This is a genomic window from Actinoplanes sp. NPDC048967 (genome assembly GCF_040649415.1).
Lineage (GTDB): Bacteria > Actinomycetota > Actinomycetes > Mycobacteriales > Micromonosporaceae > Actinoplanes.
The window spans coordinates 981,037-1,005,096 of sequence record NZ_JBEZFL010000001.1; the positions used below are offsets into that span (position 1 = coordinate 981,037).

Annotated in this window: 19 protein-coding genes and 1 pseudogene; 9 read left to right on the forward strand and 11 right to left on the reverse strand. The window is 72.6% G+C overall.

Translation table 11 applies throughout. The annotated features are described in order from the left end of the window. The first annotated feature begins 6 nt into the window (after positions 1–6). Entirely contained in the window at positions 7–906 is a 900-nt protein-coding gene (locus tag AB0C12_RS04640) for an LLM class flavin-dependent oxidoreductase (RefSeq protein ID WP_360544119.1), read from the forward strand. Between the two features lie 91 nt (positions 907–997). After that, complete coding sequence (locus AB0C12_RS04645) at positions 998–1,627, forward strand: NADPH-dependent FMN reductase (RefSeq protein ID WP_360544121.1); 630 nt, start codon at positions 998–1,000, stop codon at positions 1,625–1,627. A 3-nt stretch (positions 1,628–1,630) separates the two neighbouring features. Here AB0C12_RS04645 and AB0C12_RS04650 read toward each other — a convergent pair whose 3' ends face one another. The 5 genes and pseudogenes from AB0C12_RS04650 to AB0C12_RS04670 all read right to left on the reverse strand — a co-directional run bounded on the left by AB0C12_RS04650 (position 1,631) and on the right by AB0C12_RS04670 (position 8,135). After that, complete coding sequence (locus AB0C12_RS04650) at positions 1,631–1,921, reverse strand: DUF1905 domain-containing protein (RefSeq protein ID WP_360544123.1); 291 nt, start codon at positions 1,919–1,921, stop codon at positions 1,631–1,633. 134 nt (positions 1,922–2,055) lie between these two features. Beyond that, on the reverse strand, positions 2,056–2,799 hold the full coding sequence (locus AB0C12_RS04655; protein ID WP_360544125.1) for a LamG-like jellyroll fold domain-containing protein: 744 nt from the start codon (positions 2,797–2,799) through the stop codon (positions 2,056–2,058). 65 nt (positions 2,800–2,864) lie between these two features. Beyond that, a complete protein-coding gene (locus AB0C12_RS04660; RefSeq protein ID WP_360544127.1) occupies positions 2,865–3,245 on the reverse strand; it encodes a DUF6401 family natural product biosynthesis protein in 381 nt (126 codons plus the stop codon). 117 nt (positions 3,246–3,362) lie between these two features. Next, positions 3,363–7,289, reverse strand: coding sequence for an ATP-dependent RNA helicase HrpA (gene hrpA, locus AB0C12_RS04665; RefSeq protein WP_360544129.1), 3,927 nt, complete (start codon positions 7,287–7,289; stop codon positions 3,363–3,365). 60 nt (positions 7,290–7,349) lie between these two features. Continuing rightward, positions 7,350–8,135, reverse strand: a pseudogene (locus AB0C12_RS04670) (aldo/keto reductase). A gap of 146 nt (positions 8,136–8,281) precedes the next feature. Here AB0C12_RS04670 and AB0C12_RS04675 point away from each other — a divergent pair. Next, positions 8,282–8,647, forward strand: a complete 366-nt coding sequence (locus tag AB0C12_RS04675) for a response regulator (protein WP_360544131.1) — start codon at positions 8,282–8,284, stop codon at positions 8,645–8,647. On the opposite strand, the gene AB0C12_RS04680 is transcribed toward AB0C12_RS04675, so the two are convergent. Together AB0C12_RS04680 and gsmA are read right to left on the reverse strand one after the other, a co-directional pair. Then, positions 8,580–10,919 carry an ATP-binding protein gene (locus tag AB0C12_RS04680; RefSeq protein ID WP_360544133.1) on the reverse strand — a complete coding sequence of 780 codons (2,340 nt, stop codon included), beginning with the start codon at positions 10,917–10,919 and terminating at the stop codon, positions 8,580–8,582. The two genes, AB0C12_RS04675 and AB0C12_RS04680, sit on opposite strands and share 68 nt — an antisense overlap. Positions 10,920–11,005: 86 nt before the next feature. After that, entirely contained in the window at positions 11,006–12,139 is a 1,134-nt protein-coding gene (gsmA, locus tag AB0C12_RS04685) for a sporangiospore maturation cell wall hydrolase GsmA (RefSeq protein WP_360544135.1), read from the reverse strand. 232 nt (positions 12,140–12,371) lie between these two features. Between gsmA and AB0C12_RS04690 the strand changes: the two genes are divergently transcribed. Then, the gene (locus tag AB0C12_RS04690) at positions 12,372–13,319 is read left to right on the forward strand and encodes a phosphatase PAP2 family protein (protein WP_360544137.1); all 948 of its coding nucleotides are present in this window, start codon (positions 12,372–12,374) and stop codon (positions 13,317–13,319) included. 14 nt (positions 13,320–13,333) lie between these two features. Continuing rightward, positions 13,334–13,906, forward strand: a complete 573-nt coding sequence (locus AB0C12_RS04695; protein WP_360544139.1) for a general stress protein — start codon at positions 13,334–13,336, stop codon at positions 13,904–13,906. A gap of 58 nt (positions 13,907–13,964) precedes the next feature. Here the strand turns inward: AB0C12_RS04695 and AB0C12_RS04700 are convergent, their stop codons facing one another. From AB0C12_RS04700 to AB0C12_RS04710, 3 genes are all read right to left on the reverse strand, one after another. Then, on the reverse strand, positions 13,965–14,786 hold the full coding sequence (locus AB0C12_RS04700) for a SigB/SigF/SigG family RNA polymerase sigma factor (RefSeq protein WP_360544141.1): 822 nt from the start codon (positions 14,784–14,786) through the stop codon (positions 13,965–13,967). A 92-nt stretch (positions 14,787–14,878) separates the two neighbouring features. Beyond that, positions 14,879–17,386: an EAL domain-containing protein gene (locus AB0C12_RS04705; RefSeq protein WP_360544940.1), complete on the reverse strand. Its 2,508-nt coding sequence runs from the start codon at positions 17,384–17,386 to the stop codon at positions 14,879–14,881. Further along, positions 17,377–18,945, reverse strand: coding sequence for a S8 family serine peptidase (locus AB0C12_RS04710; protein ID WP_360544143.1), 1,569 nt, complete (start codon positions 18,943–18,945; stop codon positions 17,377–17,379). Before AB0C12_RS04710 ends, AB0C12_RS04705 begins: the two co-directional genes overlap by 10 nt. Positions 18,946–19,157: 212 nt before the next feature. On the opposite strand from AB0C12_RS04710, the gene ppgK reads away from it, so the two are divergent. Continuing rightward, positions 19,158–19,937, forward strand: a complete 780-nt coding sequence (ppgK, locus tag AB0C12_RS04715; protein ID WP_360544145.1) for a polyphosphate--glucose phosphotransferase — start codon at positions 19,158–19,160, stop codon at positions 19,935–19,937. Positions 19,938–19,945: 8 nt separating this feature from the next. Continuing rightward, positions 19,946–20,407 carry a PPOX class F420-dependent oxidoreductase gene (locus tag AB0C12_RS04720; protein ID WP_360544147.1) on the forward strand — a complete coding sequence of 154 codons (462 nt, stop codon included), beginning with the start codon at positions 19,946–19,948 and terminating at the stop codon, positions 20,405–20,407. 33 nt (positions 20,408–20,440) lie between these two features. On the opposite strand, the gene AB0C12_RS04725 is transcribed toward AB0C12_RS04720, so the two are convergent. Then, positions 20,441–21,010 carry a hypothetical protein gene (locus AB0C12_RS04725; RefSeq protein WP_360544149.1) on the reverse strand — a complete coding sequence of 190 codons (570 nt, stop codon included), beginning with the start codon at positions 21,008–21,010 and terminating at the stop codon, positions 20,441–20,443. A gap of 92 nt (positions 21,011–21,102) precedes the next feature. Here AB0C12_RS04725 and AB0C12_RS04730 point away from each other — a divergent pair, with 92 nt between their 5' ends. Continuing rightward, positions 21,103–21,918 (forward strand): fused MFS/spermidine synthase, encoded by an 816-nt coding sequence (locus tag AB0C12_RS04730; RefSeq protein WP_360544151.1) that lies wholly within the window; start codon positions 21,103–21,105, stop codon positions 21,916–21,918. A gap of 136 nt (positions 21,919–22,054) precedes the next feature. Continuing rightward, positions 22,055–24,025, forward strand: coding sequence for an alpha-1,4-glucan--maltose-1-phosphate maltosyltransferase (locus tag AB0C12_RS04735; protein WP_360544153.1), 1,971 nt, complete (start codon positions 22,055–22,057; stop codon positions 24,023–24,025). The last annotated feature ends 35 nt before the right edge of the window (positions 24,026–24,060 follow it).

The window sequence follows — 24,060 nt, forward strand, 5'->3', positions numbered from 1 at the left end:
CGCGCGATGTCTGCCAATCAATTCCCGTCCCGGCCACGGATCGGTGTCATGTTCGACCGCGATCGGGCACCGGAGGAGCTGGCCGCCTTCGCCGCGGCGGTGCAGGAGGCGGGCGCCGACGATCTGTGGGTGGTCGAGGATCTCGGCTGGGCCGGCTCGATCAGCTCCGCGGGCGTCGCCCTGGCCGCCACCGACACCCTGCGGGTGGGCATCGGCATCGCCCCGGTGGCGCTGCGCAACCCGGCGCTGCTGGCCATGGAGCTGGCGATGCTCGCCCGGGCGTACCCGGGCCGTCTGGTTCCCGGTCTGGGGCACGGGGTCGCGGAATGGATGCGGCAGGTGGGTGCGGAGCCCGCCAGCAAGCTGGCGCTGCTGGAGGAGACGATCGCCGGGGTACGCGCCCTGCTCGGCGGGGCGACGGTCACGATGCGCGGCCGCGAGGTGACCATCGACGGCGTCCGGCTGGTGCACCCGCCGGCCGAGGTGCCGCCGCTGGTCACCGGGGTGGTCAAGGCGAAGTCCCTGGAGCTGTCCGGCCGGGTCGCCGACGGCACGATCATCGCCGAGGGCATCGGCCCGGACCGGATCGCCGCGTCCCGGGAGCACATCGAGCGGGGCCGCGCCGCCGGTGACCGCCCGGCGCACGAGCTGATCGTCTTCGTCTACCTGCACGTGGAGGAGGACGCCGGACGGGCCGCCGCGGCGACCCGGGACATGCTGGCGACCCAGGCGGCCTGGCTGGGCACCGAGCCGGCCGAGCTGTTCACCCTGATCGGGCCGGCCTCCATCGTGCCGGAGCGGGTGGCGGCGTTGCGGGCCGCCGGTGCGAGCACGATCGTGCTGCGTCCGCTGGGGGAGGCACCGCTCGATCAGGTCCGCCGGGCGCTCGCCGCGCTGCGGGAGTGAGCCGGCAGGGTGAAGCGGACCACATGATCGACGGCCGCCGACCCCGCCGCGTCGCGCCCGGAACGTGAGCGCGCGGCCTTATCGTCTCGGCATGACGCGCATCCTGCTGATCACGGGCGGCACCAGTGCGGGTTCGTTGCACACTGCCGCCCTGCGCACGGTGGCGCGGTCCGCTCCGGCGGATCTCACCGCCACGCTCTACGACGGTCTGCGGACGTTGCCGGCGTTCGTGCCCGGGGAACAGCCGGTGCCCGAGGCGGTGGCCCGGTTGCGCGCCGAGGTCGACGCCGCGCAGGCCCTGCTGTTCAGCACCCCGGAGTACGCCGGATCCCTGCCGGGCAGCCTGAAGAACCTGCTGGACTGGCTGGTGGACGGCGGGGACCTCAACGGGCGGCCGGCCGCGTGGCTCTCGGTGGCCGCGCCCGGGCAGGACGAGAGCGCACTCACCGCGCTGGAGACCGCCCTGAGCTACGGCAATGCCCGGCTGCTGCGCCCGGCGTGCATCCGGGTGCCGCTCGATCCGGCCGCCGTCGACGCTCAGGGCCTGGTCACCGATTCGCAGCTGCACCGGGCCGGGCAGGACATCCTGGCGGCGCTGGTCCGTTCGGCGGCGGCCCCGCGGCCCCGCGCGCAGCCGTCCTGGCAGGCCTACTCGAGTGTCTTTCCCGTGGTCATGCGGCGCGACGCGAGCACGCCGCGCGGGTGGCGGGCACCGTCGTGACGCTCACGGCTGGTCGCGGACGGCGAGCCGCACCGCGACGGTGACCCCTTCGTCGAGCTCCTCGGCCCGCCGGACATGGGCCTTCACCGGTACGACGTACCGGCCGTCCTTGGGCCACAGCGAGGTCTCCCACGCGGTGCCGCCGATCCGCGCGACCACCGGGATCATGCCCCAGCCGTAGCTGGCGTACGACCAGGAGCGCAGCGTGACGCACTCCGGCTCCGGCACGGTCACGAAGTACCACGGGGCCGGCCCCCGCCAGTACCAGATGTCACCGGTGAACTCCAGATCCATGCCCGGCATGATGGCAGAGCGGTGCGACAGTCCAGGGCGACAGGGGCCGGACCTTGCCGGGTCCGGCCCCTGCGCCGCGCGGTGCTGGTCAGGCTGACCCAGCCAGTGGCCGGCCTGACCGCCGCGGGTCCGGGTCAGCCCAGGCGGGCGTACACGTCGTCGAGCAGGCCGTGGTACATGTCGCTCTTGGCGTTGAAATTGGGGCCGCCGATGCGCAGCGGCAGGTTGTTGGAGATCGACAGGGTCGCGGGGACGGCGAGCCGGCCGCGCTGCTGACCGTCGACGTACACGCTGAGGGTGGCGCCCGCGCGCTGGCACATGACGGTGTGCCACTTGGCGTCGGCGACACCGACGCTGCTGCGTACCAGGTAGACCTTGCTCGATCCGCGGCCGACGACGACGCACTGGGCCCGGCCCCGGGTGGCGCCGATCTGCATCTTCCACTGGCTGTCGGTGTCCACGACGCCCTTCTGGACGACGTTGGACGAGCCGGTGACCTGGGCCCGGGTGAGGCGGACCGAGGCGCCCCAGCGGAACGTGCGGGTGCCCGGGTCGAGGTCGGGGTCGTCGGTGCCTTCGAGCAGGGCGCGCGGGCAGGTCTTGGCCGTGGCGGCGCAGGCGGTGGGGAAGGACGCGTCCTTGTCGGCGGTGGCGCCGGTGAAGGTGACCCGGCCCTGGTCCGCGGTGCGGACAGTGAGGGCGGTCCCGCGGCCGGAGTTCTCAGCGACGCGGCCGGTGGTGCCGGCGCCCGCGTCGAAGGTGTACCGGGCGACGGTGACCGGTGCGGGCGCGGCCGGCGCGGCGGCGAGCGCGGGCGAGGAGGCGGCGATGCCCGGCAGGGCCGTCATCGCGAGGGCTAGTGAGGCGGCGAAACGCATAGGACAAAAGGTACGGAATACTCTTTACGCCGCGATCATCGGAGGGTCAGCGTTTCGGGTGATCTCTACAGCAGACCGGCCGACTCGGCGATCATGCAGACGGCCACCAGGCGCATCAGGTGCCACTCGGCCGCCAGCCAGGCAGTGCCCGACACGTACGCGTGACCCGGCTCCGGCACCGGCCGGCCCATCCGCACGGCGGCGGCGAGGATCGACTTGGCGTACGCGGCCAGCCCCTCGGCGTCGACGGCGCGGCCGGCGTCCCGCAGGGCGTCGCGCACCGCGGCGGCGTGCTGGTCGACCTGGGCCAGCAGGCCGGCGTCACCGAGCGCGGCGGCGAGGCCGTCGACGCCCACCCGCGCCATCATCTCGTCCAGCAGCGCGCGGGCCGGGTCGGCGGCGGGAGCGGTGGAAACCGGGGCGAAGGCCAGGAATTCGTTCGTCATGGGAAGGACGCTAGGGCCTCGCACCACCGGTTGACAGCCGGGTAACCGAACGGCACCCGACCGCTGCCCCGGACGCACCCCGCAGCCGGAGAAACCACCGCGAAAGGTACAGCAGACCTATCCGGGGAGCTGATCCATGGCCTTGTAGATCCGCTTGTCCGACACCGGATAGGCGGTGCCGAGGGCCTGGGCGAAGAAGTTGATCCGCAGCTCCTCGATCATCCAGCGGATCTCCCGCAGCCCCTCGTCGGCCGGGCCGCCCACCGGCAGCTCGGCGCGCAGCTCGCGGTACTCCCGCTCGATCTCGTGCACCTGGGCCATCAGCTGCCGGTCCCGCGGCAGGTTGCCGGCCAGGCGGTCCAGGCGGTGCGTGATGCCGCGCAGGTAGCGGGGCAGATGGTGCAGCTGCCGCCAGCCGGTCCCGGTCACGAAGCCGGGATGCACGAGGCCCTTGAGCTGCTGCCGGATGTCGGCCAGGGCCGGCACCAGGGCCGGGTCGCGGGTGCTGCCGAGGCGCTGCTCGACGTCGTACGCGCTGGCGAGCACGGCCCGGACCTGGGTCACCACGTTGGCGACCGCGTCCACCAGGTCGGCGCGGACCTCCTCGCGCAGCTTCGTGAAGGACTCCTTGTCCCAGGCCGGCCCACCGGCGTCGGCGACCAGCTTGTCGACGGCCGCGCCGGCGCAGTCGTCGAGCAGGTCGGCGATCGAGCGGTACGGGTTGCCCCGCGACAGCTCCAGCTTGGCCCGGTTGTCCAGCCGGCCCTGCAGGAAGCGGGCGGCCGGCGGCAGAGTGAGCAGCAACAGCCGGCGGGTGCCCGCCCGCATCGCCTCCCGCTGCTCCTCCTCGGTCTCGAAGACGCGCACCGCCACGCTGTCGCCCTCGTCGGCCAGCGCCGGATAGACCGTTACCTCGTAGCCGCCGCGGACCTGGGCGATCGAGCGGGGCAGCTTGCCGAAGTCGTTGGTGGTGATGCCGCGGCGCTCGATGGCCCCGGCGGCGGCGGAGATGGTCGCTTGCACCTTGGGCGCCAGGCTCGCGCGCAGCACGTCGAGGTCACGGCCCTCGCCCACCACGGCACCGTCCTCGTTGACCACCCGGAAGTTGATCCGGAGGTGCTCGGGGACCTGGTCGGGCCGCCAGGCGTCGCGCGGCACGACCGTGCCGGTCAGCCGGCGCAGCTCGTCGCCGACCGCGTCGGGCAGCGCGCCGCGGCGGGCCGGGATGCGGCTGAGCACCGCCTCCGCCCAGTCGGGCACCGGCACGAAGCTGGTCCGCAGCTGCTTGGGCAGGGCCCGGATCAGCGCGATCACGACCTCACGGCGCAGCCCCGGCACCGACCAGCCGAAGTCGTCGGCGTCGAGCTTGTTGAGCAGCGGCAGCGGCACCCGCACGGTCACGCCGTCGGCGGCCGCGCCGGGCTCGAACTGGTAGGTCAGCGGCAGCCGGACCCCGTCGACCAGCCAGGCATCGGGGTACGCGCCCGGGTCGACGGCGTCCCGGCCCGCGTTGACCAGCAGCTCCCGGGTGAACGTGAGCAGCTCGGGGTTTTCGTGACGGGCCTTCTTCCACCAGGCGTCGAAGTGCCGGGCGGAGACCACGTCGGCCGGGATCCGAGCGTCGTAGAGGGCGAAGACGGTCTCGTCGTCCACCGCGATGTCCCGGCGGCGGGCCCTGTTCTCGATCTCCTCGATGCGGGCCAGCAGCTTGGCGTTCTCCGCGAAGAACTTGTGGTGGGTTTCCCAGTCGCCCTCGACCAGCGCGTGGCGGATGAACAGCTCACGGCACAGCGCCGGGTCGACCCGGGCATAGCCGACCTTGCGGCGCGGCACGATCGGCAGCCCGTAGAGGGTCACCTTCTCGTACGCCATCACGGCGCCCAGCTTCTTCTCCCAGTGCGGCTCGCTGTAACTGCGCTTGACCAGGTGCGGCGCCAGCTTCTCGGCCCACTCGGGCTCGATCCGCGCGTTCACCCGGCCCCACAGCCGCGAGGTCTCGACCAGCTCGGCCGACATCACCCAGCGCGGCTGCTTCTTGAACAGCGCCGACCCGGGGAAGATCGCGAACTTGGCGCCGCGGGCGCCCAGATACTCCCGCTTGTCGGTGTCCTTGAGGCCGATGTGCGAGAGCAGACCGGCGAGCAGGGCCGTGTGCACGGGCTGGGCCCCGGCGAGCTCGTCGCGCTCGGTGAGGGTGAGCCCGAGGGTACGGACGACCTGCCGCAGCTGCGAGTAGATGTCCTGCCACTCGCGGACCCGCAGGTAGTTGAGGAACTCGCCGCGGCACAGCCGGCGGAACTGGTTGCCGGACAGCTCCCGCTGCTGCTCACGCAGGTACCGCCAGAGGTTGAGGTAGCTGAAGAAGTCGGATTCCTTGTCGGCGAACCGGGCGTGCTTCTCGTCGGCCTGCTGCTGCTTGTCGACCGGGCGCTCTCGCGGGTCCTGGATGGACAGCGCGGCGGTGATCACCATGACCTCGGCCAGGCAGTCCTGCTGGTCGGCCTCGATGACCATGCGGGCCAGCCGCGGGTCGACCGGCAGCTGGGCCAGCTGGCGGCCCATCGGGGTCAGCTTGCGCTGCTCCAGTGCGCCGAGCTCTTCCAGCAGCTTGACGCCGTCGGTGACGTTGCGCTTGTCCGGCGGGTCGATGAACGGGAACGCGGCCAGGTCGCCGAGCCCCAGCGCGGTCATCTGCAGGATGACCGAGGCCAGGTTGGTGCGCAGGATCTCCGGCTCGGTGAAGGCCGGCCGGGACTCGAAGTCCTCCTCGGAGTACAGCCGGATGCAGATGCCGTCCGAGGTGCGCCCGCAGCGGCCCTTGCGCTGGTTGGCGCTGGCCTGCGAGACCGCCTCGATGGGCAGCCGCTGCACCTTGAGCCGGCTGCTGTAGCGGGAGATGCGCGCGGTGCCGGGGTCGATGACGTACCGGATGCCCGGCACGGTCAGCGAGGTCTCGGCGACGTTGGTGGCCAGCACGACCCGGCGCCCGGTGTGCCGCTGGAAGACCTTGTGCTGCTCGGCGGCGGACAGCCGGCCGTAGAGCGGGACGATCTCGGTGCTCTTCAGGTCGCGTTTGTTGAGCGCGTCGGCGGTGTCGCGGATCTCGCGCTCGCCGCTGAGGAAGACCAGGATGTCGCCGCTGCTCTCCCGGCCCAGCTCGTCGACCGCGGCGGCGATGCCGTCCACCTGGTCGACCGGCTCCTCGCGGGACTGCTCGCCGTCCTCGTCGGCCTCCTCCACCAGCGGCCGGTAGCGGACCTCGACCGGGTAGGTGCGCCCCGAGACCTCGATCACCGGAGCCGGCCCGCCCGGGCCGGCGAAGTGCTCGGCGAAGCGCTGCGTCTCGATGGTGGCCGAGGTGATGATCAGCTTGAGGTCGGGGCGTTTGGGCAGCAGCTGGGCCAGGTAGCCGAGGATGAAGTCGATGTTGAGGCTGCGCTCGTGCGCCTCGTCGATGATCAGCGTGTCGTAGCGGCGCAGCATGCGGTCGTTCTGGATCTCGGCGAGCAGGATGCCGTCGGTCATCACCTTGACCATGGTCTCGTCGGTGACCTGATCGGTGAAGCGGACCTTGTAACCGACCGTCGAGCCCAGCGGCGTGCCCAGCTCCTCGGCGATCCGCTCGGCGACCGTGCGCGCGGCGATCCGGCGGGGCTGGGTGTGCCCGATCTGGCCGCGGACGCCCCGGCCCAGCTCCAGGCAGATCTTGGGCAGCTGGGTGGTCTTACCCGAACCGGTCTCGCCGGCGATCACCACGACCTGGTGGTCGCGGATGGCGGCCAGGATGTCGTCGCAGCGCTGGCTGACCGGCAGCTCATCGGGATAGGTGATCGGCGGGACGGCGGCCAGGCGGGCCGCGCGCCGCTGCTCGGCCTCGGTCACCTCGGCGGCGATCTCGGTGAGCACGGCGGCCCGCGCGACCTCGTCGCGGATCCGGCGGGTGCCCTCGATGCGGCGCTGGAGCCGGCGCTCGTCGCGCGGCAGCAGCTCGGACAGGCGGCGGCGGAGCTCGGCGAGGTCCGGGCTGACGGGTGTGACAGACATGGCGCGTCAACAATAGGCAGATCCGGCGCGAAACGCCTGGTGATTATCGCCGCGTCGGGCTCACACCCGGGACAGCCCGTCGATCTGCGTCATCTCCTCCTCGCTGAGCACGAAGCCGTCGATCTGTGCGTTGCGGGCGATCCGCTCCGGAGTGGCGCTCTTGGGGATCACCACGATCTCGTGCTGCACGTGCCAGCGCAGCACCACCCGGGCCGGGTCGACGCCGTGCGCGGTGGCGATCCGGGTCAGCACCGGGTCGTGCAGGTCGGTGGTCTTGAACGGCGAATAGCCCTCGACCACCACACCACGCTCGCGGTGCTCGGCGACCAGCTTGGCGTCGTACAGCTTGGGACCCCAGCGGATCTGGTTGACCGCCGGCTTCTGGCCGGTGGCAGCGATCAGCTCGTCGATGTCCTCGGTGCCGTAGTTGCTGACCCCGACGGCCCGGGCCCGGCCCTCGTCGCGGGCGGTCAGCAGCTCACGCTACACCTGCACCGACTTCCCCCGGCGCGGCGGCCAGTGGATCAGCCACAGGTCGACGGCGTCCAGGCCGAGCGCGGTGAGGCTGGCGTCCAGGGTGCCGCGTTCCTGGCCGGCCCGGTCCGGCGGCAGCTTGGTGGTGACGAAGACCTCGTCGCGGGGCACACCGCTGTCGCGCAGCGCCCGGCCGACCTCGGCCTCGTTGCCGTACATGGTGGCGGTGTCGAGGTGGCGGTAGCCGGCCTCCAGCGCCTCGCGCACCGCGTCGTACGCGGCACTCCCGCGGATCTGCCAGGTCCCGAAGCCGAGCAGCGGCATGTCGACCGGGCCACCCAGCGGTACGGAGGGAATCGTCATGTCCCTCATCTTGCCCACGTCGCGCCGGATCAGACCACGATGTTTGCCTCAAGGCAAAGAGGGGCCACGGGTGCCCGTTTCCCGGCAGGCGTCTCATTCGGTATCTCTCCGACAGCTTCCGGCCGGGTGTCCGGCCATGAGAGACCGAGGGTGCCATGATCGTCGTCGCAGAGGACCACGAGGACATCCGGTTCGTGCTCCAGCGCGCTCTGGAGCGGGCCGGCCATCAGGTCGTCGTCGCCAGCGACGGCGCCGCGGCCCTGGAGGCGGTCCGCAAGCATCGCCCGGACATCGTGGTGACCGACGTCGACATGCCCCGGATGACCGGGCTCGACCTGTGCCGGGCGATCCGCGCCGACGCCGGGCTCAAGCACATCCCGGTGGTGCTGGCCAGCGGCTCCATGCTGCCGGGGGACGAGCGGGCGGCCGAGGTGGGGGCGAACGCGACGCTGCTCAAGCCGTTCCTGCCCGCTCAGCTCCTGGCCTGCGTGGCGGCGCTGCTGCCGCCGCGGCCGGCCTGATCCCGGACAGCGGCGCCGGTGTCGATCCCTCGACGACCGCGCGCTCGGCCAGCGCGCGATCGAGCGCGGCCAGCTCGCCGGCGGGCTGACCTCCGGCAGTCCGGTCGGGCGCGGGGGTAGTGACGGCCAGCGGCAGAGTGAAGTGGAAACGCGTACCCCCGCCGGGGTTGTCGGTGACGCCGATCGTGCCGCCGTGGCGCTCCACGATCCGCCGGCAGATGGCCAGTCCGAGGCCCGTACCGGCGTAGCCGGCGGCGGTGCCGGCCCGGTGGAAGGATTCGAAGATGTTCGGCTTGTCCTCGTCCGGGATGCCGATGCCGCGGTCGGCGATCTCGATCCGGGTCCAGCCCGGTGGCCCCGGCTGGGCCGTGACGTCGATCCGGGCGGGCCGGCCCGCCGGGACGTACTTGAGCGCGTTGCCGATCAGGTTGTCCAGCACGTGGCGCAGCATCGCCGGGTCCGCGTGCACGTCGGGCAGCGGCCCGACGTAGCAGTCGGGCGGCGGCCCACCGGGGCGCGGGCCGGCCAGGCGCTGCTCGATCACGTCCGCCACCAGCGGGCCGAGCCGCACGGCCCCGAGCTTGAGCGGCGCGTCGCGGGAGGTCGTGTAGGCCAGCAGGGTGTCGATCAGTGCCGCCATCCGGTCGGCGTTGTTGGCGATCCGGTCCAGGGCGGCGCGGGCCTCGAAGACCTCCGGGCCCTCGGGGGCGTCGGCCAGCTCGTCCGCCGCGACCTCGCAGTGCCCGCGGATGACCGCCAGCGGCGCCTTGAGGTCGTGCGCGACCACCCCGGCGAACACGGCCAGGTCGGTCTCGTAGCGGCGCAGCTCGGTGATGTCGTGGAAGACGGCGACGGCACCGTGGCGGCCGGCGGCGTTGGCGTCCAGCGGCCGGCCGTCCACGCTGACCAGGATGCCGTCCGGGCGGTGCGGGTTGCGGATGATCATCTCGACGTCGTCGGAGGACTCCCCGCGCAGGGCCCGGACCAGCGGCATCTCCTCGACCGGGAACGGGGTGTGCCCGTCGGGGCGGAACAGGCCGTAGTGCTGCTGCCACTCCCCCGGCCCGTCGACGTCGTCGGGGACGCCGAGCAGCGCCTTGGCCGCCGGGTTGTGCAGCAGGAACGCCCCGGACTCGTCGACCACCCCGACCCCGTCGCCGAGACTGGCCATGATCGCGCCGAGCAGGCCGGCCTGGCGGCGGCTCTCGGCCTCGGCGGTCCGCAGTTCCTCGGTCGCCACCAGCACCTGGGCCCGCGCCCGGGACCGGCCGGTGGCCAGGATCCACACCAGGCAGGCCAGCATGGACGTGATCGACAGGCCGCCGGCCAGCACGATCAGCGGCATGCTGGTGTGCGCGCCGGGCAGGTTGCGCGAGTCGGCCGCGGTGAGCAGCGTCCACTGCCGGTCGGCCACCGGGAAGCTCGCCTGCCGGACCAGGTCCCGCCCGCCCGGCGCGTCGTACGCGGCCACCCGCACCCGCCGCCCGTCCCCGTTGGTGGCGTACAACTCGCCGTCGATCAGCCCCTGGCTGGCCGCGCCCAGCACGCTGCCGAGGAAGTCCTGACCGCGCAGGCCCAGCGCCACCCAGCCCTGGAACTCGGGGAACCGCCCGGGTTGCGTGGCCGAGGCGAAGACAGGGGCGGCGAACAGGAACGACAGCTGCTGGCGGTCCGGCGGGATGCCCCGGTCGCGCAGCAGCACATAGGTGTCGGAGACGGCGGGCCGGCCGGTGCGGCGGGACTCGACGAGCGCGGCGGTACCCTCGGCCGACGGCGCCACGTCGATGCCGGCCGTGGCCGGGGTGCCGTTGTTCAGGGTGCGCTGGAAGATCGAGAAGTAGTGCTCCGCATGGGTGCCGCTGGGCGCCAGCCGCAGCTCGGTGGATCCGCGGGCACGCCAGAACGCCTCGGTCCGGGCGACAGCCTCGGTCCGGGCCGGCACGACGAAGGCGACGGTGCTGACGCCGAGCAGGCCGGCGCTCTCCAGCGGGGCCGAAGCGGCGGCGAAGTCGGTCGCGGTGATCCGGCTGTTGGTGCCCAGTCCGGCGGCGACCGCCTGCAGCAGGCTGCGGTAGCGCCCGGCCTCGCCCGCGACGGCCACCCGGGCCACCGAGGTGCGCTGGTCCATCACCCGGTCCGCGCTCTCGCGCTGGTCGGAGCGCAGAGTGCCGGCGGTGAGCAGGGTGGCGGCGAGCCCGATGACGAGCACGGTGGCGGCGAGCAGCGGGCCGACGAAGCGTCCTGACCACGCTCCGGTCGCGCCGTCTCGCACCCTGGCCCCGCGACTCCCCACCGAAGGGAGCATAAGACGCGAATCACCCCCGCCGACGAGGTTCCGCCGACGGGGGTGAGCAGGATTCACTTCCAGGTGTCGTACTTGTACAGGTCGTAGGCGGCCATGATGCCGGTGACCTTGGTGTAGTAGTTCGGGTCGGTGGCGTAACCGGCCTTCCACACCGCCCAGATGAACTTGTTGGCGTCCTTGGTGTGCGCGAACGCTCCGGCGTACCGGCTGTTGACCCGCAGGAAGCTGCCGTGGTCGCGGAACGAGTGCGACTGGGTGGCGTACGTCCGGAAGCTGGCCGAGGTGGCGAAGCAGCTGCCGGCCTTGGTGCACTCGTTGGTCCGGTACACGTGGCAGCCGTTGGCGAGCTTGCCGTAGCTGCCGTTCTGGCACTTGATGCCGAAGTAGTTGCGGTCCACCGAGGCCAGGCCGCTGCGGCCCCAGCCGGACTCGAGGATGGCCTGCGCGATGGTCACCGACGGCGGGACACCGTAGTCACGCCAGCCGCGCTGCGCGCCGGACACCGAGGCCGCGATGAACTCGGCCGGGGTCAGCGTCACCGACGGGGCCGGCACCGGCGAGCCGGCGCACACCGGCAGCGGGCCGGAGTAGATGTAGGCGTGCGAGATGTACGAGCCGGTGGGCGTACGGTCCCACTGGTTCGTCGAGCGGACCGTGCCGGCCACGTACTGACCGGTGACGGCGCAGGTCAGGTCGATCTTCGCGCCGCTGGCGACCGTACCGGTGACGGACTCGGTGGTGGCCGAGCCGGAGCGCAGGTTCACGCTGCCGTCGGTGCTCTTGACCGTGCCGATGACGTACCGGGCGGTGCCGGAGGTCTTGCTCTTGGTCGGTACGGCCGTCGGCGAGCTCACGGCGCAGCGCGGCAGCGAGCGGGCCGCCTTCACGTAGCCGTGCGAGACGTAGCGGCCCGCGCCCAGCCGGTCCCACGAGGTGGTGGTCCGCAGCGAGCCCTTGACCTTCTGGCCGGGCACGTAGCAGGCGACGGTGACCTTCTGCTTGTTGCGGACCGTGCCGACCACCTTGGCGGTCAGCGAGGGCCCGGAGCGCACCTTGAGCGTGCTCCCGACGTGGATGGTGGCGGACACCCCGGCCGCTTCGGCGGCGCCGGGCGCCACGATCAGCCCGGCTCCGAGCGCGGCCAGCAGCAGCGGCGCGGTGAGCAGTCGGCGGGCGGTGTGCAGCATGAACATCCCCTTCATCGCGGCCGTGCGTTTCGGCGTTGGTCTGAAGGTCGCGGGGCGGCGTTGCGGGTCCAGGCTGCGAGCGGGTGCATCCGGGTTGCCGGGGGCGGAAACGTGCTGCGTGGGGCGGACGTCACGGGAGGGGGCTATGATCCGCGGCGCGGACGTGCTTGAGATGTGCCTCGTCTGGGCAAAGCGGAACCGCCCACTCGTGACGTACTGGAGGACACCGCCGATGACGGCCCTGGCATCCCGCCCCGCAGAAAGCGCGGAACCCGCACCGGTCGACCGGCCGGGCCGGGGTTTCTGGCACGTGGTCGGGCACGCGTGCGTCGCGCTGCTCGCCGCGGCCGGCGTGGCCGGGGTCTACCTGGCCTGCGTGCGCACCCCGCTCGGGCAGACCGTGGACACGATGATGATGCAGGGCGCCGACGTCCGGCACGAGCGCGTGGTGCAGGTGCTGGACCGCGCCCTGAACGGCACGACACTGGCCAGCCTCGTGCTGGTCTGCGTGGCCGCGGCCGCGATCGGCTTCATCCGCCGCCGGGTCGACCTGGCGCTGGCCGCCGGCCTGCTGGTGATCGGGGCCAACGCCAGCACCCGGTTGTTCAAGAACCGCCTGCCCCGCCCCGACCTGGACGGCTTCCCCGCGCCGAACTCGTTCCCGAGCGGCCACACCACCGCGGCCGCCTCGGTGGCGTTCGCCCTGATCCTGGTGCTGCCGTTCGCCATCCGCGGCACGGTGGCGCTGATCGGCGCCGCCTACGTGACGATCATCGCGATCGCCACCGTCTGGGCCGAATGGCACCGGCCCAGCGACACCGTCGCGGCGCTGCTGGTCGTCCTGGCCTGGGGCGCGGGCGCCTCGGCGCTGGTCCGGGCCCGCCGGGCGCGGATCACCGGCGTGACCGCCCGGCCGAACCGGCTCGCGATGCTGCTCTTCGGGGGCATCGGCGCGCTCTCCGCGACGGCCGGCCTGCTCGGCATCGGCGCCGTCCTGCTCTCCGAGCGGGTCGTGCCGGACCTGGTCTCCGGCCGGTTCGCGTTCTTCGCCGGTGCGGCGGCCATCACGGCCGCGGTCGCCGGGGTCTTCGCGATCTGGGTACGCCTCGCCGCCGGTGACCGGCCGGTGGGGGCCGCGCCCACCGTGGCGTCCGCGCACTCCGCGCCGGCCGCCGACTGAGGAGGTAACCAGCCATGACCACCCCCGAGAACCCGCCCACCACCCCACTTTCCACCGGCGGTGCTGTTCCGCCGGGTCCGGCCGGCGTCCCGGCCGTGCCCGCCGCTGATCCGGCTGCCGGAGCCGCGGCCGGGCCGACCGTGTCGGTGGCCACCTACCCGGACTACGCGCTGGCCCAGCAGGCCGTCGACTACCTGTCCGACAACCAGTTCCCGGTCGAGAGGACCAGCATCGTGGGCACTGACCTGCGCCTGGTGGAGAACGTGCTGGGCCGGATGACCACCGTGCGGGCGGCGCTCGCGGGCGCGGCCAGCGGTGCCTGGTTCGGCCTGTTCATCGGCCTGTTCCTCGGCATCTTCAGCGACTCCAACTGGTTCGGGCTGATCTTCGTCGGCCTGCTCATCGGCGCGGCCTGGGGGGCGATCTTCGGCGCCATCGCCCAGGCGATGACCGGTGGGCGCCGCGACTTCACCTCGCGCAGCTCGCTGCAGGCGAGCCAGTACGCGGTGGTGGTGGAGGCCGAGGTCGCCGACGGCGCCCGTCAGCTGCTCACCCGGCTCAACTGGCAGAACAGCGGCGCTTCCTGAGCGCACGAAAAAAGCGCCGTCCCGGCCGGGACGGCGCTTTTTCGTGGTCCGGGACCGGTTACAGCATGGGCTCGAGCTCGCCGCGCAGCTTGGTCAGCGCCCGGGCCAGCAGGCGGCTGACGTGCATCTGCGAGATGCCGACGGCCTCGGCGATCTGCGACTGGGTCAGGTTGCCGTAGAAGCGCAGGGTGAGGATCTTCTGCTCGCGCTCGTCGAGCATGGCCAGGGCGGGGCCGAGGGCGACGCGGGTCTCGGCGAGTTCGAACTCGTGGTCCTCGCCGCCGATGGTGTCGCCGAGCTCGGTGGTGCCGTCGGCGCTGATCGGGGTGGACAGGCTGGTGGCGTTGTAGGCGCGGGCGCCTTCGAGGCCTTCCAGGACTTCTTCCTCGGTGACGCCGAGGTGCACGGCGATGTCGCTGACCTGTGGGGAGCGGCCGAGGGTGTGGGTCAGGGTGGCGTTGGCCTCGGTGATGGCCAGGCGCAGTTCCTGCAGGCGGCGGGGCACGCGGACCGACCAGGTGCGGTCGCGGAAGTGGCGCTTGATCTCACCGATGATGGTGGGGATGGCGTAGCCGGCGAAGTCGACGCCGCGTTCGGGGTCGAACTTGTCGACGGCTTTGATCAGGCCGACGGTGGCGGTCTGGATCAGGTCGTCGGTGGGTTCGCCGCGGCCGGAGTAGCGGTGGGCGAGGTGGCGGGCCAGCGGCAGCCAGGCCTCGATGGCCCGGTCGCGCAGGCGGGCCCGGCGGCGGTCGCCGGACGGGGTCGCGGCCAGCCGGATCAGGAGCTCGGCGGCGGTCTCGGCACCCGAGGGTTCGGCGGGGGCGGCGGCGGGGGGTGCGTCACTGACTGTGGTCGATGGGATCGTGACAGCGGTCATCGAGGAGGTCCTCCATCAAGCGGGCAGAGAGCCGTGCCCGCACGCGGCGACCGTTCATTTCTCCTTACGCTAGCTGCTCGGACGAGCCCTGACTAGCCGAAAGTATGAGTGACGTTGCGTGAGTGAATATGAAGCCAGGCGGTGAACTCCCCGGCCGGCAACGGGCGCGACAGCAGGTAGCCCTGAACCACGTCACAGCCCTCAGCGGCCAGGTAGGCGTACGTGTCGGCGTCCTCCACCCCCTCGGCGACCACCCGCAGGTCGAGCGCGTGGCCGAGCTGCACCGCGGACCGCACGACCGCCCGGTCCCGGTGGTCCGCGGCGACCCGCTGCACGAACGACTTGTCGATCTTCACCTCGTGCAGCGGCAGCTCGCGCAGCCGGCCCAGCGACGAGTAGCCGGTACCGAAGTCGTCGATCGAGATCTCCACCCCCAGCGCGTGCAGCCGTTCGAGGGTGGCCAGGCTGCCGGCCGGGTCGGTCAGGATGGTGCTCTCGGTGATCTCCAGCGTCAGCGCCCGCGCCGGGTTGCCGGTCGCCTCCAGCAGCCGGGCCACCAGGTCGGGCAGCGCGGCGTCGAGCAGGCTGTTCGGCGACAGGTTGACCGCGACGTGCAGGTCGTGCCCGGCCCGGGCCCACTCGGCCCGGCTGCGCAGCGCCCGGTCCAGCACGTGCAGGGTCAGCGGCCAGACCAGGCCGCTGTGCTCGGCCAGCGGGATGAACACGTCCGGCGGGATCGGCCCCTGCTCGGGGTGGTGCCAGCGGGCCAGCGCCTCGGCGCCGACCACCCGGCCGGTCCGCGGGTCGACCTTGGGCTGGTACGCGACCGCCAGCTCCCCGCGCTCCACGGCCCGGCGCAGGTCGGCGATGAGCGCCAGCCGCTGCGGGCTGTTGCGGTCCAGCTCGCTGTCGTAGAGCCGCAGGCCGTGGCTCTCCTTGGCGGCGTACATGGCGACGTCGGCGTGCCGGATCAGGATCTCGGGGTCGTCGCCGTGCAGCGGGGCCACCGCGATGCCGACGCTGGCGCGCGGAGACAGCACCAGCGGACCGATCCGGATCGGCTGGTCCACCACCGCGGCCAGTTCCGCGGCGGCGGCCAGTCCCGCCTCCGGGCTGCCGTCGGTGGGCAGCAGCACGGCGAACTCGTCGCCGCCGAAGCGGGCCACCCGGCCGCGTCCGCCGAGGTGGGCGCGCAGCCGCTCGCCGACCTCGCACAGCAGCGCGTCACCGGTCTCGTGACCCAGCGCGTCGTTGATCTCCTTGAACCGGTCCAGGTCGAGCACCAGCACCGCCAGCCCCGGTCCGCCGGCGCGCACGGCCCGCAGCCCGGCGTCGAGCAGGTCGTGGAAGTGCCGGCGGTTGGGCAGCCCGGAGAGCGGGTCGTGCAGGGCCAGGTGCTGCTTCTCCTCGGCCTCGCGGCGCAGCCGGTCGACCAGGTCGGCCCGGCCCAGCGCCGCACCGGCGTGGTTGGCCAGCGCGCCGAGCAACCGCAGCTTGGCGTCGGTGAAGCCGCCGGCGTCGATGAGACTGTCCGCGACCAGCAGGACGGCCCGGCGCTCACCGAAGACCAGTGGTACGGCCATCGCGTCGCCCGCCGGGCCGGCCGCGCGCAGCACCGGGGTGCCGAACAGCGCCGGTCGCAGCCAGTCGTCGGCGCCGGGGCTGCCCAGGCTCACCGCGGGGCGGCCGGACTGCCCGGCCAGCCGGGTGTGCCGCAGCTCGTCACCGTGCGCGACGACCAGTTCCGCGGTGCCCGCCCGCAACACGTCGCGGGCCCGGTCCAGCACCACGGCGACCAGTTCGTCGATGCCGCGGGCGCCGTCGAGCGCCCGGGTGAAGCCGTAGAGCTGTTCCACCTCGGCGTTGCCGTCGCCCAGCGCGATGTAGGCGCGGTAGGCCAGCAGCAGCACGACGGCCACGATGCCGATCAGCGCCGGCGCCCACTGCGGTTCCGTCGCGGCCAGGAAGCTGATCAGGGCCCCGGTCGTGGTGACGACGACGAGCCCGGTGCTGCGCAGCGCGGCCGGCAACCGGCGCCACTCCCCCGGGTCGTCGTGCATCGCGATCACGGCGGTGACCAGCACGGCCGCCACCACGTCGGCGGCGATCATGGCCAGATAGGCGGCCAGCACGGTCCGCAGGCCGACACCCTCGGCGGAGATGCCGAGTACGTGCGGCGTGACGGCGTGGAAGACCAGGACGCCGACGCTCGCCTGGACGGCGAGCAGGGCGACGTTGAAGGCCAGCTTGGTGCCGCGCTGGCCGCGTACGGCGACCAGCCCGGCCCCGCCGGCCAGGGACCGGACCAGGATCACGGTGACCGGGTCGAAGCCGAGCAGCCCGAACACCATCGGGAACTCGGAGACGTTGATGCCGTGCGCGCCGCGCCGGACGCGGACGTGCACGGTGAAGCCCTCGGTGAGGAAGAACAGCACCGCGAGCCCGGCCAGCCACCACAGCCCGCCGGGCAGCGCGGGTGCGGCGATGCCGTCCGCGGCGAGGATCAGCGCCACGGCGGCGGAGGCCGCGCCCATGCTCGCGGTGAGCAGACCCACCAGGAGCTGAGGACGCGGCCGCCACCTGCGCCGCTCTAGTGCCATGGCTCCCCGGTCCAGCCGGCCGCCGACCAGCTGCGCCCGCTCCAGGACCGGCCTGTCCAGGTCTGTGACGACCAGCTCCGCCCGCTCCAGAGGGCGCTCGACCAGCTGCGCCCCGACCACAGGGCGCCCGACCAGGACCGGCCGGTCCAGGTGACCGGGGACCAGGCCTTCGTGCCGGTGTAGGCGGTGCCCCAGGCGGCACCGGTCCAGACCGAGCCGTTGAAGGTGCCGCCGACCCAGCTGCGCTGGGTGGCCGAGGCCTTGGTCCAGACCGGAGCGTTCCAGGCCGCGCCGAAGATGTCGCGCTCGCCGGTCAACGGGGTGCCGGTGACGGAGTCGTAGACGTAGGCGCCGCCCCGGGAGGCCTCCAGGGAACCCAGGCCGGTGGCGGCGACGTTGACCTGCCGGGTGTTGGTGGTCCGGGCCCGGGCGGCGCGAGCCACGTTGATCTGGCCGGCCCCGGCCGCGTACGGGTCGCCGCCGATGATCGGGTCGGCGGTGCTGGTCAGCAGCTTCTTGACGTCGTCGGGGCGCAGGCCGGGACGCTGCTGGAGCAGCAGAGCCACCGAGCCGGAGACCACCGCGGCCGCCTGGGACGTGCCGCTGCCGCGCAGGAACCGCTGCTCCGGGTCGTCCAGCAGGCTCAGCCGGGCCGCGGGGTAGGTCCGGTCGATGTACGAGCCGGGGCTGCGCAGCGACACCACCGAACGCCCGGCGGCGAGCACGTCGGGGTGGCGGGCCGCGTTGCCCCGGTTGCTGAAGTCCGCCACGACGTCGTCGGCCCGCGCGTCCGTACCGCGGGGGTCGGCCCCGCCGACGGCGATGACGTCCGGGTCGGCGGCCGGCATGGTCAGGGTGTTGGCCGTGAAGCCGTCGTTGCCGGCGGCGACCACGACGACGATCCCGGCCTCCCAGGCCTTCTCGACGGCGAAGGCCAGCGGGTCCAGCGACGCGGGCTGGGTGGACTGGGTGCCGTACGACAGGTTCAGGACCTTGATGTTGAGCCCGGGGTCGTTGCGGTGCGCGACGACCCAGTCGATGCCGGCGATGACCTGCGAGACGTCGCTGGCCCCGTCGGCGGAGGCGACCTTGACGCTGACGATGTGCGCGCCCGGGGCCACGCCGGTGAAGCGGGTGCTGACCGTGAGGGTGGGGTCCTGCCCGGCGATGACGCCGGCCATGTGGGTGCCGTGCCCGAACGTGTCGAGGTGGCGCAGGTTGGGAGCCTGCGACTCGAAGGACAGGTCCGGCCCGTTGATGACCTTCCCGGCCCCGTCGAGGCCCTTGACCGGCGAGACCCCGGAGTCGATGAGCGCGACGCCCACCCCGGCGCCGGTCAGCGCGACCCCGGTGGCGGTGTCGCCGTCGTCCGGATTGTCCTTGTCGGCCTTGTCGGCGCCGGCGCCCTTGATGACGGTGCTCAGTTTGGTCGTGCCGGTCTGCACCAGCCAGTTCTGGCTCAGCCAGGGGGTGTCCGCGGCCGCGTGGGCGGGGGCGCCGACACCGAGGGTGCCGGTCACGGTGACAGCGGTGACGGCCAGAGCCGCTAGTTTCCGCATGGATGCTCCTTCGGTGGCACCACGGCCCACGGGTCGGGGAGTCGCCCACGGGCGCAGTGCCGGTACAGCCGCCCTATCGGCCACAACCGGCCGGACTTGAACGGAACGCGCGTGGCACCCGTCACGAGCGGGCAGATCGTCGGATGGCACGATTCGACACCGGGTGTGCGTGGGTACACAGACGTCAAACGCACCGGAGACGGAGTACTGGCATGGCCATTCTGGGTATCGACATCGGCGGTTCCGGCGTGAAGGGGGCGCCGGTCGACACCGCGCGGGGCGAGCTGCTCGAGGAGCGGTTCCGGGTCCCCACCCCGCAGCCCTCGGACGTCGGCAGCGTCGTGGAGGCGGTCGCCGAGGTCGCCGCGACGTTCTCCGGTTACGACCGGGTCGGGATCACCTTTCCCGGCGTGGTGGTCGACGGGGTCACCCGGACCGCCGCCAACGTCGACAAGTCGTGGCTCGACGCGCCCGCCGCCCAGCTGTTCACCGAGCGGCTCGGCAAGCCGGTCTCCGTGCTCAACGACGCCGACGCCGCGGGCGTCGCCGAGGTCGCCTTCGGCGCCGGGCACGACCAGCGCGGCCTGACGATGATGCTCACCTTCGGTACGGGCATCGGCAGCGCCCTGTTCCTGGACGGCACGCTGATCCCGAACACCGAGTTCGGCCACCTGGAGCTGGACGGCAAGGACGCCGAGCTGCGCGCCTCCGACCGGGCCCGCGAGCAGGACGACCTGAGCTGGGAGAAGTGGGCCGGCCGGGTCCAGGAGTATCTGCGGCACGTGGAGATGCTGCTGTCGCCGCGGCTGTTCATCGTCGGTGGCGGCGTGAGCAAGAAGGCCGACAAGTGGCTGCCGCTGATCGAGATCCGTACCCCGATCGTGCCGGCCACGCTGCTGAACAACGCCGGCATCATCGGCGCCGCGGTCACCGCCGAGCAGGCCGACGGGCACCCCGGCGCGTTCCCCGTCGACGCCGACCAGCCGAGCTGAGGAGTCCCATGCCCCGCACTGTCGCCACCAACACCAAGGTCGGCCGCGAGGAGCTCCTCGAGTTCCTCCGGCCCCGGCACCACGCGATCCTGATGACCACCCGCCGGGACGGGCGCCCGCAGGCGTCACCGAACACCTGCGGGGTCGACGCCGAGGGCCGCATCGTGATCTCGACGTACCCGGAGCGGGCCAAGGCGATGAACATCCGCCGCGACTCCCGGGTCAGCGTTTGCGTGCTCTCCGACGACTTCGGCGGCCCGTGGGTGCAGGTCGACGGCACGGCCGAGGTCATCGACCTGCCGGAGTCGGTCGAGCCGCTGGTCGAGTACTTCCGGAGCATCTCCGGCGAGCACCCGGACTGGGACGAGTACCGCCAGGCCATGCGCGACCAGGGCAAGTCCCTGATCCGGATCACCGTCGAGCGGTGGGGGCCGATCGCCACCGGCGGTTTCCCGGCCCGCTTGGCTTGATGGCCTCGCTCCGCTCGGCGCGATCCGCGCAGGTTATCCGTTCATAACGGGCGCCGGGAGCAGGTAGATCAGGGTCTCGCGGTGCAGGTCGGCGACCGGTTCGAGCAGGTCCGGGTGGCGCAGCAGGGCCGCGGCCTCCAGGTCGCGGGGGTCCGGGGCGGTCAGCCGGCGGAACTCGCTGGGCAGGTCGCCCGCCTTGCGCGGCCGCGGCCGGGGCCGGCCGTCCGCGACCGGCACCGCCGCGGCCACCGAGTCCACCGCCCGGGCGGCCAGCACCGGGTCGGCCAGCAGGCAGGCGGCCCAGCTGACCACGACCTCGTCGACCCAGGTGCGCCAGCCCTCGTCCTCGGCCAGCTCGTCGTCGGGCTCGCTGCCGGTCCGCCAGTCCAGCACGGCCGAGCCGCCCGGGCCGGCCATGGCGACCAGCTCGGCGTCCACCGGGGTCGGATAGCGCAGCCACGCGGCGACCGTCACGGCCTGGCGGGCCTGGAGCTCGGCCAGGGTGTCCGCGGCCCGGTCGGCGCCACTGGACGGGTACGCCCGGACCAGCCAGTGCGTGCTCGCCGCGATGACCGGCGACAGCGCGGTGGACGGTCCGGCCATGTGTGCCCCCAAGAGTTGGCGCACACCCCGTCGCGGGGTGCGTCACGCTACCTCTCGGCGGGGGGCCGTCCCGCTTGAGTAGCCTCGCCCCGATGGCAACCCACCGCAACCGACGTGCAACGACCTTCACGCGGGTGGCCTCCGGCACGGCCTCGCTGGAGCCCGACCGCCGCCGGGAGCGGGGCTGGACGCTGCTGGTCGACGGGGTGCCGCAGTCGTACGTCGATCTGGCCGATCCCACCTACCTGGCCTTCGAATACGTGCGCCGGCTGGCCACGGTGCTGCGGTTGGCGGCCCCTGCGGCCGTACCGTTGACGGTTCTGCATCTCGGCGGCGGTGCACTCACGCTGCCCCGCTGGGTGGCCGCGACGCGGCCCGGGTCCGCGCAGACGGTGGTGGAGCGCGACGGCCTGCTGCTCGCGCTGGTGTCCCGGTCGCTGCCCTGGCCCAGCGCCATGGAGGTCGTGGTGGGTGATGCCCGGGAGTTCGTGGAGGGCGGCCCGGACCGGGGGTACGACGTGATCGTGGTCGACGTGTTCTCCGGCGCGGCGATGCCGGCGAGCGTGGCCGGGGTGGGCTTCGCCACGGCCGCCGCCCGCCTGCTGCGCCCGGCCGGGGTGCTGGCGATGAACCTCACCGACGTGCCGCCGTTGTCGTACTCGCGCATCCAGGCCGCGACTCTGCGCGCGGCGTTCGGCGACGTGGCCCTGATCGCGCCGCCGGGCATGCTGCGTGGCCGCAAGGCGGGCAACGTGGTGCTCGCCGCGACCCACGGGCCGGACGTGCTGGACGTCGAGCGGCTCACCCGTTCCGTGGCCCGCGACCCCGAGCCGGCCCGGGTCTGGCACGGCGCGGAATTGACCGGTTTCCTGGCCGGTGCAATGGCGCGCCTCGACGGGCCGCGCTGACCGCTCTCCGGTAGGTTGGACGCACCGGGTGCGCGGCTGTTTGCGGTTGCTCCATAGCGGAGAAACCTGTCCTGACGGCTGCCCAATTCGCCCGTCGCCGTGCCCGCCCCCGCGCTCGAAGATTACGGTGGAGATCATGACCGGTCGCTTTCCCATCGAAGATGTGACGCCATCGGTGTCCTGTGGCCGCTACCCCGCGAAAGCGGTGGTCGGCGAGCTCGTCCCCATCTCGGCGGTGTCCTATCGGGAAGGCCACCACGCCCTCGGCGTGAACGTGGTATGGCAGGGGCCGGAGGGCGAGGCCGAGCCGTTCACCCGGCTCACCCCGGGCGAGCCCGGCCTGGACAAGTGGCACGGGGTGATCAAGCCGGACCGGGTGGGCCGGTGGACGTTCACCATCGAGGCGTTCGACGACCCGTACCAGACCTGGCGCAACGCCGTGACCAAGAAGATCGGCGCCGGCCAGGGGCTCGAGGACCTGGCCAACGACCTCGCCGAGGGCGCCGAGCTGCTGGACCTGGCGGCCAAGATCGTGCCGCACGAGGAGGAGGAGCGGGTCCGCGACGCGGCCGCCGCCCTGCGCGACCCGCAGCGCTCGCTGTTCTCCCGGGTCTCCCCCGGCCTGGAGCTGGAGGAGCTGCTCTGGCAGCACCCGGTCCGCCAGCTGGTCACCACCACCCGCTCGTACGCGATCTGGGTCGACCGTCAGCGCGCGCTGTTCTCGTCGTGGTACGAGTTCTTCCCGCGCTCCGAGGGCGCCGAGATCGGCCCCGACGCGACCCCGGTCAGACACGGCACCTTCGCGACCGCCGCCGAGCGCATCCCGGCCGTCGCCGCGATGGGCTTCGACGTGCTCTACCTGCCCCCGATCCACCCGATCGGCAAGATCAACCGTAAGGGCCGCAACAACACGCTGGTGGCCCGCGAGGGCATCGACGTGGGTTCGCCCTGGGCGATCGGCTCCGATGAGGGCGGCCACGACGCGATCCACCCGCAGCTGGGCACGCTGGAGGACTTCCGCGCGTTCATCGGCACGGCCCACGAGCACGGCCTCGAGGTCGCGATGGACCTGGCGCTGCAGTGCGCGCCGGACCACCCGTGGGTCACCGAGCACCCGGAGTGGTTCACCACCCGCGCCGACGGCACGATCGCGTACGCGGAGAACCCGCCCAAGAAATACCAGGACATCTACCCGCTGAACTTCGACAACGACCCCAAGGGACTGCGCGAGGAGGTCCTGCGCGTCGTCCTGCACTGGGTGTCCAACGGGGTCAAGATCTTCCGGGTCGACAACCCGCACACCAAGACGCTGAACTTCTGGCAGTGGGTCATCGCCAAGATCAAGGACGTCGACCCGGACGTGCTGTTCCTGGCCGAGGCGTTCACCCGGCCGGCCATGATGAACGGGCTCGGCAAGATCGGCTTCACCCAGTCGTACACGTACTTCACCTGGCGCACCACGGCCTGGGAGATGCGGGAGTACCTCGGCCAGCTCAAGGCCTCGATCGACTGGATGCGGCCCAATTTCTGGCCCAACACCCCGGACATCCTGCACGAGTCGCTGCAGCACGGTGGCCCGCCGATGTTCAAGATCCGTACCGTGCTGGCCAGCATGCTCTCGCCGTCCTGGGGCATGTACTCAGGGCTGGAGCTCTTCGAGCACGTGGCCCGGCCGGGCGCGGAGGAGTACATCGACAACGAGAAGTTCGAGCTGAAGCCGCGGGACTGGGCGGCGGCGGAGCGGGCCGGGCGCAGCCTGGCGCCGTACATCACCAAGCTGAACACGATCCGGCGGGAGAACCCGGCGCTGCACTGGCTGCGGAACCTGGAATTCCACGAGATCGACAACGCCGCTCTGCTGTGCTGGTCGAAGCGGGATCCGGAGTCGGGCAACACCGTTCTGGTGATCTGCTCGTTCGACTCGGCGAACGTGCAGTGGGGCAACACGACACTCGACATGCCCGCGCTGGGCCTGGACTGGCACGAGCAGTTCACCGTGACCGACCAGCTCACCGGGGCGACGTACGAGTGGGGACAGCACAACCCGGTCCGGATCGACCCGTACGTCGAGCCCGCACACGTGTTCGTGGTGCACCCGCGCCGATAGGCAGTACAAGCGATTCAGTTCCTGCGGGGTGGGGT

Excerpts from the sequence above, each read along its gene's own strand:
- AB0C12_RS04640 (WP_360544119.1), top strand. The coding sequence starts at position 7 with ATGTCTGCCAATCAATTCCCGTCCCGGCCACGGATCGGTGTCATGTTC.
- AB0C12_RS04645 (WP_360544121.1), top strand. The coding sequence starts at position 998 with ATGACGCGCATCCTGCTGATCACGGGCGGCACCAGTGCGGGTTCGTTG.
- AB0C12_RS04650 (WP_360544123.1), bottom strand. The coding sequence starts at position 1,921 with ATGGATCTGGAGTTCACCGGTGACATCTGGTACTGGCGGGGGCCGGCC.
- AB0C12_RS04655 (WP_360544125.1), bottom strand. The coding sequence starts at position 2,799 with ATGCGTTTCGCCGCCTCACTAGCCCTCGCGATGACGGCCCTGCCGGGC.
- AB0C12_RS04660 (WP_360544127.1), bottom strand. The coding sequence starts at position 3,245 with ATGACGAACGAATTCCTGGCCTTCGCCCCGGTTTCCACCGCTCCCGCC.
- hrpA (WP_360544129.1), bottom strand. The coding sequence starts at position 7,289 with ATGTCTGTCACACCCGTCAGCCCGGACCTCGCCGAGCTCCGCCGCCGC.
- AB0C12_RS04675 (WP_360544131.1), top strand. The coding sequence starts at position 8,282 with ATGATCGTCGTCGCAGAGGACCACGAGGACATCCGGTTCGTGCTCCAG.
- gsmA (WP_360544135.1), bottom strand. The coding sequence starts at position 12,139 with ATGCTGCACACCGCCCGCCGACTGCTCACCGCGCCGCTGCTGCTGGCC.
- AB0C12_RS04690 (WP_360544137.1), top strand. The coding sequence starts at position 12,372 with ATGACGGCCCTGGCATCCCGCCCCGCAGAAAGCGCGGAACCCGCACCG.
- AB0C12_RS04695 (WP_360544139.1), top strand. The coding sequence starts at position 13,334 with ATGACCACCCCCGAGAACCCGCCCACCACCCCACTTTCCACCGGCGGT.
- AB0C12_RS04700 (WP_360544141.1), bottom strand. The coding sequence starts at position 14,786 with ATGACCGCTGTCACGATCCCATCGACCACAGTCAGTGACGCACCCCCC.
- AB0C12_RS04705 (WP_360544940.1), bottom strand. The coding sequence starts at position 17,386 with ATGGCACTAGAGCGGCGCAGGTGGCGGCCGCGTCCTCAGCTCCTGGTG.
- AB0C12_RS04710 (WP_360544143.1), bottom strand. The coding sequence starts at position 18,945 with ATGCGGAAACTAGCGGCTCTGGCCGTCACCGCTGTCACCGTGACCGGC.
- ppgK (WP_360544145.1), top strand. The coding sequence starts at position 19,158 with ATGGCCATTCTGGGTATCGACATCGGCGGTTCCGGCGTGAAGGGGGCG.
- AB0C12_RS04720 (WP_360544147.1), top strand. The coding sequence starts at position 19,946 with ATGCCCCGCACTGTCGCCACCAACACCAAGGTCGGCCGCGAGGAGCTC.
- AB0C12_RS04725 (WP_360544149.1), bottom strand. The coding sequence starts at position 21,010 with ATGGCCGGACCGTCCACCGCGCTGTCGCCGGTCATCGCGGCGAGCACG.
- AB0C12_RS04730 (WP_360544151.1), top strand. The coding sequence starts at position 21,103 with ATGGCAACCCACCGCAACCGACGTGCAACGACCTTCACGCGGGTGGCC.
- AB0C12_RS04735 (WP_360544153.1), top strand. The coding sequence starts at position 22,055 with ATGACCGGTCGCTTTCCCATCGAAGATGTGACGCCATCGGTGTCCTGT.